Below are 13,353 nucleotides of genomic sequence, written 5' to 3'. Positions count from 1 at the left end.
CCCGGACATGAAGAAACCCTGGAACGTTCGAGGTTCCAGGGCTTCTCCGTTTCAGGCCGGCCATACCCGCGGTCGTATCGGGCCGGACTCTGGCTGTAAGAGCTTGCTGAACAGCCTGGGGGTTTGGCGGCTGCAGCGATGCTGTGTCAGGCCGCTGCCGCCACCGCTTCCTGCTCCCAGACGGTCAGTTTTCCGCGGCGCCAGGCCGGATCGATGGCGTCCAGTTCTGCCACCTTTTCGACCGTGATGGTGCCCTTGTCCAGGGCCGCGCGCTGGTTGTTCATCCAGGACCCGAGATTGTGGCCGTTTTCGATATTTGGCGTCACCACGATGGCACCGCAAAACGCCGCTCGCGTACATCGTAATAATGTCGAACTCGCCGCGGCCAGGACTTCTTCATCCGCTGGAAGTGCATCTCCGAGGTATTGCAGCTGTTTTTCGGCCCACGAGAGATACTGCATCGCCTTACTAGGAGCGTCAACAATAGCATTGGCGAGGTCTTGTCGCATAATATTCGGCGGCACTATAGGTGATTTTTTTGAAAGGCTCATATCTACTCCTTGGGCTGCACGGTGTGCCGAATTCGCCCCAGTTGCTTAATAGTGGAGTAGGTTTGAACCGCTGACAAGACCCAACTTTGGATCTTTACGCCCGACTGCGGACGGAGTTAGCCGCAGGCCAACCCCCATGAAACCAAGCTACGCCGTGGTCAACCTGCGGGTGGAATATTTGGCGGCTGTCAATAGGAATTCAGGTACTAGCATCATATTCCCCTGCAGAGTAAGGTGTGGCCTCTGGGGTACGACTTTGGAGTTCCGTATAGTCTGAAGCAAGGTGAGACTCGTGCCCGTTCCCGCCCAAATTCTCGGCCTCCAGCCCTTGGCGAAAAGGTGCAACCTTGCTGGGCTCCCGCAACCGACTATGGTACCCATCTGCGTCTCGCCCCCGGTAAAAACCTCGACCTGTGGGGGCCATGGCGTATGAACGAAAAGACGACATCCCGGATCGCCACGTTGATTGCCTGGCATCGCCCGTCCTTCGAGGGTGATACGACGCCAAAAGAATGGATGGAACTCGAGCGTTTGACGACCAGTCTGAAAGGCCAAAGGAACGGAATCAGTTTCGGTAAGGAATGGTTCCCTCGTCAAGGTCGTGAACAGTGGATCTTGGACGCCGCTTCCCCTCCTCCGAACTCCAACCCGGCGCGCACCGGGCCCCCGAACCCTAATCTCGGGCTGGGTCATGAGGTTGCCACTGGAGGGCGCGATGACGGACCCCTGGCGTTGTATCAAGCAATACCTAGAGCGTATGTCGAAGCCGTCGGCAGAAAGCCCGGCTTTTCCACCAAACCACGGCAGGGTTCAAGGAAGCTGGATGCCTGCCTAGACTATCTGAGCCGTCCAAAGGCCGACGCCACAAGACGGTGCCACCAAACGCAGATTCGACCGAAGGACCTAGTCCCGGCCGGGGCGGTGTCAACATGACTGCGAGACAAGCCGGCCCAGAACCGACAAGGGACAGCCCCAAACGCGGTTGGAAGCCACTGCGCCGAAGTATTCAAAGCGCCGACGACTCCCTCGCTACCGTTCGTGGGCGGCACCATGATCTCAGTCTGGTAGCAGCAACTGCCATGCTCGGTGTGGCCTCACTTCTCACCGGACTGGTTCCCCGGGGGGTGCGCGGCGAATTACTCCAAACTCCCTCGGGTGACCAACCAGCTTCAGGTGCTTCTATCCTGCTTAGAAATCGTAAGCCAATTCGGTGTGCCGCTTCCGACGCACAATCAGTTGCCCTAGGAACTGTGAATGAATGAGCCACGTGAATTTTTTGCCCGATTATATAAACGGAAGGAATATAATGAAACAGCGTTTTTCACTCATCGTGCTTGCACTGACGTTAGTAGTGGCTACTGGCTGCGGGAGCAATAATTCCGGCGGCCCGGTAACTCCGGAAAAACTGGCACAGAAGATAGTCGATTCCAATCACAAAGCGAATACCAACAATCCATTGACGAACGTCCAGTGCTACCCCCAATCAGATGTTAAGGCAGACGGTTCCGGCACGTACTTTTGCGATGAATATTTCCAAAGTGGGGGCCAGTCGCGTGCCAAAGTAGCCGTGAATCCAGACGGCTCCTGGAAGAACACCTAGGCCCCAAGAAAGGTACAGTGCTAGACAGGGGCCGATGCACTGTATGTGTTGAAAACGGATAATCATGAACTTCCACAAAGGCCTGGCCATTGCGTACATGCTCGTCTGGGGATGCTCGGCACCCTGCTCCTGGTTATCACGCTCTCGACCACGGTGAGCTTCCCGTTGGTAGCAGGGATTGCACTTTGTGGGTGGCTTGTATGGAAGACTACTGCTCCCTTCCGCTCATGATCGTCGGAACTTCGAAGAACATGATTCGAAGGCTAGGGAGACAACAGGCAGCCTGATGCCTGAACGGCACTGAACGGAGAATTCCAATGTGGAATATCAATGGCATCAGGGCCACGATCGTTCGTGTGTTCAACGAAGCGTGCAGTGAAGGGCAATCCAAAGCCGGTCGCAACCCGGCGCACGCAGGAACGAATGGGCTCGCCACAAAAGCGTGTGGGGCAAGGAGTTTCAAATGAGCCGACAAATAACTTTCATCAGCGGTGGGGCGGCAATCGCAATATTCATCGTCGGTTTGGTTTCGTGGTGGCTACTAGCCGGAGCACGCGGGACGCCAACGCAGCCGCCGTCGCCAGCGGCGACGGCGGCTGTCACCAAGCCGACCGCTTCCGGGATGAGTTCGCCCGTTCCAACTGAAGTTGCGGACGCCATCAGCAGCTTGCCGAAGGACCCGGCAGAATACGTATCGACACAGAGTCCGGTCCGGGCAGACTACGCTCAAGCCTTTCCGCCGGGCACAAAGACCCACGTGGTCGAAAACAGCTGGTCGATTTCGGGGGCCTCGCAGGGCCTCGTTCAGGTGGAAATCAGCAAGCCAAACGAAGCTGATCAAACGTACGCCGCCATGATGGTTCTCGAGGACGGAAAATGGAAAGTCCTCGCAACGGTACCGGTGACCAGATGAAAGGGCACCGCGCGTTCATCGTGTCCTTCCTTGTTCTCACGGGCCTTAGCATTGCCCCTTTAGCCTCTGCAGAAACTCCCTCTCCCCCAGCAAGTTCGGGAGTCACCGCCAATTTTCGCACGGACACCTGCAGCCAACACGGTGTGACCGCGGCACCGGACGCAGACAAAGACACGAAAGGTCAGCCCATCGTGTCCAAGCCTGTCGATGGCAAAAGACCTGTTCCCGTAATTTTGGTCCATGGGTGGAACGGCTCGACCGGAACGTTTACCCAGCCCATTGATCTGTTTGCCGACGGCGGGAACGGCGGAGACGGCGTAAAGGTACCTTTCTCCCTTACCGGCCAGCTGGAAAACATTCCGGGCTTGGCGGTCTATAACTTTGACTACAGCCAGAATTCGAACCGATGGGTGACTGATTCGAACGTCGGACCACGGCTCGCTTCGGCGATTGAATGCCTTACCGACTTCTACGGCACCAAAGCCGAAATCATCGCGCATTCAATGGGCGGCCTCGCTGCACGCTTCGCTCTAGACCAGAAGGCAAGCAAGGGGCCTGCCATCAAGGACCGCGTTAGTCAGGTCGTCACCTTCGGAACGCCCAACACGGGTTCTGCTGTTGCAGCACTGGCAGCGAAGGCGATCGCCAACGGAGCGGCCTCGAACCTGACCCGTCCCAACGTCGCCAGCGGGGTCGCCCTAGCCGCGTGGATCATCACTTACATATGCGGGCGTCAGATGACCCACAGCACTACGGAGTTGACCTTCCCGTGCGACAATCTTCCGTCCTTCGTCACAGGATTCGACTCCGATGCAGGCCAAGCCTTGCGCTCTGGTTCCCCGCAACTTCAGGCTTTGGCTGCCTGGCCATCCACCGTCCATGTCACGGCGGTCGAAGGTTCCACGATGTTTAGAGGGATTTCACTGTTCGGCGCCGGAACTGACGGGCCCGGAATTAACGGAGGCGATGTCATCGTCGCCAATGATTCTGCCTCCGCTGGAAGCGGAACAGTGAAGGACGAATCATGCGGCTTCGCGTTGTCGGCACGAGCGGATGGAGGCGACACTGTCCTTCAAGCCTTTGGCCCGACGTCGGGGGCCGTAAACGACGGTTTCATCTTGCACATCATCGATAAAACCAACCCGTGCTTCCACCAGAACCTCCTGCGGACCATTAACGGCACCAATGCTGCAGTCGGTGCCGTCAAGCCCGAAGCGGCCAACCCTGTTTTGATCACGGGTGTCGCGGGCAGTTACACCGACCGGCTTCCCTCAGACGGGCCGGCACCCTCCGGCTCGGCCCTCCTGCCTGTCACCGGCACGCTGGCCCCGGGGTTCGAAGCCAGGCCGCCGGGAATCAAATGGTTCCACGATGTCCCCCGGGCCTTCGGCGAAGCCCGGGATGCATTGACCTTGAGGTTGAACACAAGCGACGGTGTGCCTCACTATTTTGACCACAGTGTCGCCGTTGAAGCTGCCTGCACTGGAGACCAGGCAATCGCCTTCGACGAGTTCAGCACGGACAAGGGAGCGTACTCAAAAGCAGTATTCACCTTGTATTTCCACAACACCAAGAACCCGGATCAACCGGTTACACCGGGCCGCCGTGTGCGTGTCCGTGTCTTGGCTGGGACCGGCGGCTCAATCTGGCTCGGGTCAACAGCAAAAGAGATCATGAACTCCGTCTACACCACCGGAGACCCCCTGCCGTCCTTTTCCGTGAACGTCTCCGGCTACGGCGTCATCGCCATCCTGCCGACCTTCGACACCTGCCAGATGACCGCGGGCATAGGCACGGAACTGGTGGATTCGGGCTTTGTTAAATAGCACGAGTCACCGGTTCCGACCACACTAATCGAGGTTCGGGTTGACCCGGGCGGAAAACACTGGGTGCCCACACCGCACTCGATGGCCTTTCAGGGCCTCACGACAGGGCGGCAGTGCGCCTTAGTCGCGGGCGGCTGGCGGCATCCAGACCGAATGACCCGCCTTCACCCGGTGCTGATGGCTCCGCATCTTCCGCCGGCAGTCTGTCTGCCATGGTTCACGCCGAGCACGCTGCATTTCTCCAGCTGTGATACACGCTCGACGGAACGGAGTGGGGTCAAGGGCGGCATGCCGAAAAGGCGTCAGCAAGTCCAGCGTCGTTGGGGTGTCAGCCAACTGTTCCGTGATCAGCTGGCCCTTGTCAACGGGCACTTAACGGTGATGGGTTTCGATGGCTGCAGCCCGTCGCCAAGCCTGATTTTCAATAGAGATTTGGCGCCACTCCGGTAGAACAATCTGCAACAAACTCGATCAAAGCGGTCCACCGCCTCTGCCTTGGCGAGAACTGAAGGAGCCAGTAAAGATCTATAGCGCTCCGTCCTTTACCGTCTCCATCAGCGCTGTAGCGCAGAAGAGAAGGTGGTCTAGCACGGGCCATGCAAACAGAGCAACGGAGGCAACAAGGAGCAGCACCGAGATCGCGGTGGGGCCCCGCTTTGCTGGTACCTGGACAAGGACGTAGTTTTCCTGACAGCCCTGTCCGTGTGCATTGTTAGTCGCTGAGGTTTTGTTCTTGTGCCCATTGGGCACAGTTCGAGTGCTTCGTAATCTTGTCCCATTCCTTGGTTCTGCAACACACAAAGATGAGGCTCAACGATGAAGCGCATCACACTGCTTTTGAAGCATGCCGGCCGCTACGGAGCCACCGGCTTCCACTGCCCTGCCACCGGGCTTTGGAGCCCGGAAGGGGAGCCGCAAGTTGTCCAGCCGTTCTCGGAAGGACACGTCTTCCCTGCCTACAACGGCAAAGCCACTATTTGGCATCCAGCTGACGAAACACCATGAGAGCAGCTAAATAGAGTTACAGCTTGGACCCGGGTCAGCCGAGGATTCGGCGCAACGGACAGGACTCTCCTGTGGGGAGGAGAAGTGGGTCCGCGAGAGCCTGACTCACGGGTGGGGAACCGCCCAAGGCTGATGACACGGACACTTGGCAGCCGAGGCCACCGATGGCTATCGCTTCATGAGCCAGCGCGTAGGCTACTTGGTGGTCTGCGTGCTCCCGTCACCACACACTCATGCCTCGGACGAGGTCGACAAGGGTCTGGGAGCGGCAGCGGTGCCTTAGCGCTTCACCCACGAGGAACCTGATCTCCATCGTCAACACCAGCAACGGGAAAAGCCACACAACCGTCGCCACCACACCGTTACCGACCAGGCCGGTGGCTGAGTCAGGGCACCGACGGCCGGGCCAGCTTCGGCACCGCCTCTATAACCATCAGTGATGAAGACTCTGAAGGAGCCATCGATGAGCGCTGACACCGTGACCCCGCCCCTTGCTGACTCGGCGGTTGAGACCCTGATCGCCCTGCTGCGCACGACCTGGACGGGGCATTCCCGCGCATCGCCGACGTCCTGGCCACCGCGGAAGCCCAACGCTGGGACCCCATCGAAGTCGTCCGCGTCCTGCTCAAGCCTATGCAACAGGCCGGGAGCAGTCCCAACAAGGGCCGAGAAGGGAGGACACGAGCGTTTGGACGTCGCGTAGAACCTGCTCTTTCAGACGGGCGGGCAGTATTGTCGTCTGCGTCGGCGCAATTGTGCCTCGGCAGTCCGGGCGACCTCAGGCCGCTTTCAGTCCACAACAGCGCACTGGCACTTTTCGGGCGGAACCCTTCAGCTTTTGAGGGACGGCGTGCGGGACTTCGATGAACTATGGAAGCGACCTCGCGGGCCGTCGTCATCTTTGCCGGAACAATCTGCCAGACAATCAGTCCGCGATCGAGTCGCCAACTCGGACCAGCAAGGCGCGCAACTGCTTGCACTCGGCCTCAGTCAATGCTGCTGTTGTGAGTTCTTCAAGTTCGGACCAGACCGACGAGACCGGACCCTCGAGGGCGATGCCAGCATCTGTCAAGGACACCATGATCACCCGGCGATCCACAGCAGACCGTGCGCGAGTCACAAGGCCAAGATTCTCGAGTCGCGAGAGAGCCTTCGTGGCCGTGGGCGGCTCCACCATCAGCTGTCGCGTGAGATCTGATTGTGACTGTGGCGACGCCTCCCACAAGAGCATGAGCACGAACTCTTGCCCAGCAGCCAGTCCGACCCTTTGCAGCAGCGAGCCGGCGAGCTTCCGATGGGCTTTCGCAACCGATGGGATGAGCGAACTGATAGCCATCGCACGCGGTCGCGACGGTGGCTGTAAGTCGTCTGCGGAAGTCATGTCGCCCCTCCCGGGAATATAGTTAGTCGGCTGAGGTGTTGGCTTTATAGCTACCCACGAAGGAGTCAACCATGACTGAGACTACAACCCCGACCATCGCCGTTTTCGCAGCCACAGGAAGCCAAGGCGGTGCAGTGACTGACGCCCTGCTCGCGCAGGGTGCGACGGTGCGAGCTTTGGTGCGTGACACGACGTCCAACAAGGCCAAAGCCCTCGCGGAACGCGGTGTGGAACTCGCCCGGATCGACGTCGACGATGCACCCTCGCTCGCTGCCGCCCTCAACGGAGTGCAGGCCTTCTGGTTCATGACCACCCCTCCCGGCGGCATGCAGAACGCCGACACCGCGGGGGAGACCGCACAGGGCATCGCACTCGCCGAAGCCGCTTCCGCGGCCCGCGTGCCACACGTCGTATTCAGTTCCGTCGGTGGCGCGGAGCGTGACTCGCACGTCCCGCATTTCGGCTCCAAGCGTCTTGTTGAGGAACACCTTGCTGCCCTTGGCGTGCCTACGACGGTGATCCGCCCCGTGTTCTTCATGGACAACTTCCACTGGTTCGCACCGACGAACGAGGACGGCACCCTCGTGCTGCGACTACCGTTTCCTGACGGGATCTCGTTGCAGATGATCGCGGCCCGCGACATCGGCACCATCGCCGCACTCGCGCTCCTCGACCCCGATTCGGTTCCCGCTGAGATCGAGATTGCCGGCGATGAACTCACCGGCAGTCAGATCGCCGCGGCGTTCGCCGAGCACACCGGTATCCCTGCGCGGTACGAGGCACTGCCGATCGCGGCCTTGGACGGTCAGGACGACATGCAGGCCATGTTCCGTTGGTTCGCCGAGACGCCCGCCTACCAAGCCGACATCCCCGCAGTGCGACGGCTCGTTCCGAGCGCTTTGCAATTCTCCGGTTGGCTCAATGCCGTCCAGTACGCTCCGGCATTCTGACGGCCGCGGTCATATCCACCGAACACAAACGGAAGCAGAACAGCCATGAGAGCAGTCCAGTTCAGCGCCTACGGCGCACCTGAGGTCCTTGAAGTCGTGACCGTCGAGGCCCCCCGCCCGGGGCCCGGTGAGATTGTCATCGAGGTCGCCAGTGCGGGCATCAACCAGCTCGACACTAAGATCCGCTCCGGCTCGATGGCGCAGTCGGCGGAACTCCCGACGCCGCTCGGCACCGGCGTCGACGCTGCGGGCACCGTCGTCGAGGTCGGACCCGGCGTCGACGACGTCGCGCCTGGTGAGGTCGTGTTCGGTACCGGTGTCGGAACGCTCGCTGAGCGCGCGATCCTGACCCAATGGGCGGCCCTCCCGGAGCGCACCGACCCGGTCGAGGCAGGAGGTTGGGGGGTGGCCGTCGAGACCAGTCATCGACTCCTCACCGAGCTCGGCGTGGAGCGCGGCACCATCCTGCTGAGTGGAGCCTCGGGAGGTGTTGGTTCCGCCCTCGTTCAGCTCGCGCGACACCGTGGGCTCCGTGTGGTCGGAACCGCGAGTGAGAAAAACCACGCTTACCTGGAACACCTCGGCGCCACCGCGATCACATACGGCTCGGGGCTCGTGGATCGGGTGCGGGCCGCAGCACCTGAGGGCATCGCTGGCGCCCTCGACCTCTCTGGCGCCGGCGTCATCGCCGACCTCATCGCGCTCACCGGTGACCCGTCGACGGTCATCTCCATCTCGGACTTCACCGCCCCGCGTCTCGGCGCGAAGATCTCCACCGGCGCGACCCGAACGACAAACCCCCGTGACGGATTCGCGGAAGCGCTCACCGTTCCCGGCTTCGCTCTGAGCATCGAACGACGGTTCTCGCTCGACAACGCTGCCGAGGCACACCACGCCGCGGAGAGCGGCCACACCGTCGGCAAGCTCATCGTCATCCCATAGCACGCCCCCTTCAGCTGCCGGCGTCTTGGAGACACTCGCAGCCGCTCACCATTCGACCCCTCCACCAGAAGCGGAACCACACACATGTCCCACCAAAACTCAGAAGTCGCTCCCCCCTCCCAACGATCACGTCCTGTTTCTCGGGTTCCTCCCGGAAGTCATGACCGCCGAGGAACTTGCACCGCTGAACATGACCGTGGCGCAACTAGCAGCGCAGATGGAACGCGGCTGGGCTGCGATCCAAGAACAAGGCGTTGCCGGGAAGATGGTCGGCATCAGCAAGGACCCCGACGAAGTAGAAGCCGAGCTCCGCAACCAGCTTGCCGAGCGCAGCTACGGCATTGCCCTCATCGGCGGCGGCGTCCGGCTCCTGCCGGAGAACACCGTGCTTTTAGAGCGGATCGTCAACGTCCTCATCGACATCGACCCGAAGATCCGGTTGAGCTTCAATACCGGGCCGGAGAACACGCTCGAAGCGGTTGGACGCTGGCTCAATCGTTGAGGACGAGCCTGCACCGGCCCCAGCATTCCCGCGTCACCGCACACCTATCACGCGTCCTCGTACCTGGACCACCTCCGGTCAGGGGCGCTGGGCGCCGAACGACTGGCGGCCTACCCTGACTACCAACTGTCCAGCAAGAAAGCCGATTGAGCGTTTAGCAGGCGGAAGCTCGATGTGCTCGCAGATATCCGCGAGCACCACGAGATCACCCGTCACGAGGATAGGTAAAATATGAGTCCGAAGGACCTCACATTGCTTATCGAGTTCGAGAGGGCCATCCAGTGGCGCTGGAGCTCGGGATCCGGCGGGCTACATGGGCGCCTTGGCAGGATACGTCACCACTGGCCCCGTACGTGCCATTCGGTCGTGAAGCCGTGCGCGATCACTTCACGCGCATCTACAGCCCGGCGGGTATCCGACAGGAGTATGTCGACGAAACCGCGCGTGCAGTCAACGTCCAGCTCCTGGACGAACACCAGGCGCTGGGACGTAGGCCCCTGGCCACTCACCACGCTCTTCGGAAGAGCCTGCTCGAGGCACTCTTGCTGCGCCTGTCCGACGCTCCCATGTTGCGCGAGCGTCCCATGGTCCATGCCGGGGCGGACAGTCTCTATGCTCGATTCAGAGACGCTGTCGATTTGCACTACCGGGAGCTGCGTCAGGCGGACGAGTACGCAGAGCTGCTGGGCTGTTCGGTTCGAACACTCAGCCGCGCTACCGGCAGCACTGTCGGCATGGGGGTCCGTCAGATCACCGACAACCGACGCCTCGTCGAAGCGCAGCGGCTCCTTCACCACCGAGCACGATCCGCAAGTAGTAGCGAGACACCTCGGCTTTGCCAACGTCTCAAACATTGATTGGTCGTTTCAAACGCAAACCGGACTCGCCCACGACGTTCACCACCGAGCACGATCCGCGCCCCCGGAACCTTCCAGGAAGCCTGACTCAGAGACGAACTGGTTCGGCGGGCGTTTCTACATTGGTCTCGTTTTCCGCTCCTCCGTAAAGGGCAACCATCGGCAGTCCACCAAAGGCGTTGTATAGCGTGTGCCCCATTGGCATAGAACCTCACAGGAACATGTTGGAATTGCGCTCGGCTGAGCGGGTGGCTCGGCGTCGTCCGTGCCGTCGAATACCAGATAGAGGAGCCTGTGACCGTCCGAATTCGCTCTGCTGTGCCACGCGGGCCCGCCGTCTGCCGCGACCGCCAATGGTGGGATAGTATACGGCCTAATTCCAGACGGAACGCCTTTAGACCCAGCGGCTGCGTTCTCCCCCTCAGGGCCGATACTGCCAGGTGTCACAGGTCCCTCTCAAAGTTCCGTAAAAGCCGCGGGTTTGTCGCAGTAGCTTCGGTCACGCTATAAGCGCTTACTAACTAGTCGCTATTGGAATTTCCACGTCTTCAGGTAGGGCCTTTCGGCACCCTCAACTCGACAACGCATTGGCCCGCAGTCACAATCACGCTGGGGTAAAACGCCAATCAGGCGGTTCGCACGCATGTTTAGCTTGCGGCTTCACTATCAGAGATGCCCCCCGGCTGCTCCGGCCTTTGCTAACTAATGCGCAGATTGGCAGCAGGAATTATGTAGAACAGACGTCTATTTCGTACAGATCTGCCCAGATCGGAATCGCCTGGTACCCTTCCGATTTCTCGTACAAGCTCCGATTCTCAGCACCCTCCTGGCTTATCCAGAGGACGTCTGAAGATGCGGAGACGGCGTCAACATGGCCAGTCCGCACAATGCGGCCATCTTTCGTCACATGTACTCGGTGTCCAAGCAAGTCAGACCAATTTGATGACTTTCCCACACTGCGCCTCCTTGAGCGGTAATTCCGGAAACCGTTCATTGGTGCCAGTTACTTGTGCATACAAGACTGCGCTTCCTCGAAAAGTAAACCAATATCCGGGACAAAGTGGCCAAACTCTTGGCCTGCTGCAATATTAGCTAAACCTGTCGATTGCACGAATTGGAAATATCACAGTAAAACGTGTGTGTCGATTGTGGAGTTTCCATGACTTTTGCCAACCGGGTGCTAACAGCGACGACTCTTCAGAGAAGTCCACTGACGTCTGTCCCCCGGTGATCAACACCGGCGCTTCACAACGCCAAGGAACTCCTGACACCAGCAGCGCTTCTTTACGTGTTGCTCACCGTTTGCCAGCACCTCTGGCCGCGACGAATAGGCAGGTCGACGGAAGATTCAGCGACCACTGAGGACGAGAACCGGCTCCTTTTCTTGTTCCATGACGGCAGGAAACGGACGTTCCCGGCCGACGCGAGCGCTCCAGCGACGGTGACGACGTTCGACTTCGATGGGATGCCTGAAAGCGGTCGTAATGTTCTCGGAGGTGATGATTTTCGTGGCCGCACCCGCTACGACGGTCGCGCCGTCAGCAATCAACACTGCATGGCTAGTGGTTGTCGGCAGTTCCTCAAGGTGGTGAGTGACCAGAATGGAAGCCATCTGTGGGTGAATTAGGGTGAGATTTTCAATGGTTTCCAGGAGTTGTTCGCGGGCGGCAACGTCCAAGCCTGTGCAGGGCTCGTCCAACAGCAGCAGCTTTGGCGAAGAGATAAGCGCGCGGGCTATCAGGGCCCGTCCTCGTTCTCCTTGGGACAAGTTGAGCCAGCGGTAGCCAGCCTTTTGCCCCAAGCCCACATCTTCCAGCAAGGCGTCGGCTAGCGCGGACTGCGCATCGGTCGGGTGCCATCTTTGAGGCAATTCGTTACTGCCTGTCAATCCCGTGAGTACAACTTGGCGGATGGTCAGCGGTGCCAGAATCTGATGCCGCGGATTTACGTGACCGATAGAGCGCCGCAGGGATTGGAGTTCGACTCGTCCGAGAAGTTCACCCAGAACCCTTACTGTCCCGGAAGTGGGGTGGGTAATCGCTCCGCAGAGTCCCATGAGAGTACTCTTCCCCGCGCCGTTCGCACCTAACAGAGCCCAGTGCTCCCCTGCTCCTACGGACAGCGATATCCGACGGATGATATCCCTGTCTCCCCGGCGGAAAGAGACATCCTCGAGCTCCAGCACTATGTGTCGGTTCGGCTGGTAAGTCATATCAAGGTCTCCTCAAGATTTGTATGGGAAAGGTCACGGCTTCTCAGGTGGGGTCGTAGGCGTGCGGCCCAGAACACGCGGGCAGGCCGGCCCGGGTTACTATCCGACACCGGGTGCCGGCAGTTACGTAAACGCTGTGCCGTTAATGCCGCTGCACGGTCGATCCAGGGCGTTGGCCGACAGGGATGCACTGCAGCGTACCTGATGCTGCCCTTTTCCAGCATATGGGTACCCCGCCAAGGCATGAGCGACAAGAGGAGTATGCCCAGCTTTGGCTTGTAACTCCATGAAAAGTTGATCCATCCTTTCGTTAGTTTCACAGTTCTCCCGCGATGCAGGTGGTACGAAGATGGGTAGTGGCAATACATCCGATGGGATGCCAGCCAGGAGAAGTAGTGCATCTCGGGTGAGCGCGGCCAGTGCGTGATCCGAATCAACGGCCTGGAGCTCACCCGGTGCGGGAAAACCACATCGTCATCTTGACCACCGTCCACCCCGATGACGGTAACAAGCCGATGGTTACTGGCTCGGTAGTTCATTCTCCTTGAGGAGAAAGCACTTTCTCCCAAAGCCTGGATCCAACGCAAGAATCTCTCGACGGACAGATGAACATT

At 59.8% G+C, this 13,353-nt stretch carries 10 protein-coding genes; 6 read left to right on the top strand and 4 right to left on the bottom strand.

Annotation, left to right across the window (positions count from 1 at the left end; all coding sequences use genetic code 11):
* Nucleotides 1-146: 146 nt before the first annotated feature.
* Nucleotides 147-551: a helicase associated domain-containing protein gene (locus tag ACFVVC_RS01645; RefSeq protein WP_387448242.1), complete on the bottom strand. Its 405-nt coding sequence runs from the start codon at nucleotides 549-551 to the stop codon at nucleotides 147-149.
* 1,306 nt (nucleotides 552-1,857) lie between these two features.
* On the opposite strand from ACFVVC_RS01645, the gene ACFVVC_RS01640 reads away from it, so the two are divergent.
* The 3 genes from ACFVVC_RS01640 (at nucleotide 1,858) to ACFVVC_RS01630 (ending at nucleotide 4,890) form a co-directional block, all read left to right on the top strand.
* Nucleotides 1,858-2,151 carry a hypothetical protein gene (locus ACFVVC_RS01640; RefSeq protein ID WP_387448240.1) on the top strand — a complete coding sequence of 98 codons (294 nt, stop codon included), beginning with the start codon at nucleotides 1,858-1,860 and terminating at the stop codon, nucleotides 2,149-2,151.
* 463 nt (nucleotides 2,152-2,614) lie between these two features.
* Entirely contained in the window at nucleotides 2,615-3,064 is a 450-nt protein-coding gene (locus tag ACFVVC_RS01635) for a hypothetical protein (protein WP_387448238.1), read from the top strand.
* 191 nt (nucleotides 3,065-3,255) lie between these two features.
* Entirely contained in the window at nucleotides 3,256-4,890 is a 1,635-nt protein-coding gene (locus ACFVVC_RS01630) for an esterase/lipase family protein (protein WP_387448236.1), read from the top strand.
* Nucleotides 4,891-6,820: 1,930 nt separating this feature from the next.
* On the opposite strand, the gene ACFVVC_RS01625 is transcribed toward ACFVVC_RS01630, so the two are convergent.
* Nucleotides 6,821-7,231, bottom strand: coding sequence for a MarR family winged helix-turn-helix transcriptional regulator (locus ACFVVC_RS01625; RefSeq protein ID WP_387448880.1), 411 nt, complete (start codon nucleotides 7,229-7,231; stop codon nucleotides 6,821-6,823).
* Nucleotides 7,232-7,347: 116 nt separating this feature from the next.
* Between ACFVVC_RS01625 and ACFVVC_RS01620 the strand changes: the two genes are divergently transcribed.
* The 3 genes from ACFVVC_RS01620 (at nucleotide 7,348) to ACFVVC_RS01610 (ending at nucleotide 9,670) form a co-directional block, all read left to right on the top strand.
* Nucleotides 7,348-8,226 carry an NmrA/HSCARG family protein gene (locus ACFVVC_RS01620; protein ID WP_387448233.1) on the top strand — a complete coding sequence of 293 codons (879 nt, stop codon included), beginning with the start codon at nucleotides 7,348-7,350 and terminating at the stop codon, nucleotides 8,224-8,226.
* A gap of 45 nt (nucleotides 8,227-8,271) precedes the next feature.
* Entirely contained in the window at nucleotides 8,272-9,168 is an 897-nt protein-coding gene (locus ACFVVC_RS01615) for an NADP-dependent oxidoreductase (RefSeq protein ID WP_387448231.1), read from the top strand.
* Between the two features lie 160 nt (nucleotides 9,169-9,328).
* Nucleotides 9,329-9,670 (top strand): hypothetical protein, encoded by a 342-nt coding sequence (locus tag ACFVVC_RS01610; RefSeq protein ID WP_387448229.1) that lies wholly within the window; start codon nucleotides 9,329-9,331, stop codon nucleotides 9,668-9,670.
* A gap of 335 nt (nucleotides 9,671-10,005) precedes the next feature.
* On the opposite strand, the gene ACFVVC_RS01605 is transcribed toward ACFVVC_RS01610, so the two are convergent.
* Nucleotides 10,006-10,464 carry a hypothetical protein gene (locus ACFVVC_RS01605; protein WP_387448227.1) on the bottom strand — a complete coding sequence of 153 codons (459 nt, stop codon included), beginning with the start codon at nucleotides 10,462-10,464 and terminating at the stop codon, nucleotides 10,006-10,008.
* 1,411 nt (nucleotides 10,465-11,875) lie between these two features.
* Complete coding sequence (locus ACFVVC_RS01600; RefSeq protein ID WP_387448225.1) at nucleotides 11,876-12,739, bottom strand: ABC transporter ATP-binding protein; 864 nt, start codon at nucleotides 12,737-12,739, stop codon at nucleotides 11,876-11,878.
* Nucleotides 12,740-13,353 lie beyond the last annotated feature (614 nt).

Source organism: Pseudarthrobacter sp. NPDC058196, from assembly GCF_042882685.1.
GTDB lineage: Bacteria > Actinomycetota > Actinomycetes > Actinomycetales > Micrococcaceae > Arthrobacter.
This window is presented reverse-complemented; position numbering and strand designations above follow the sequence as displayed.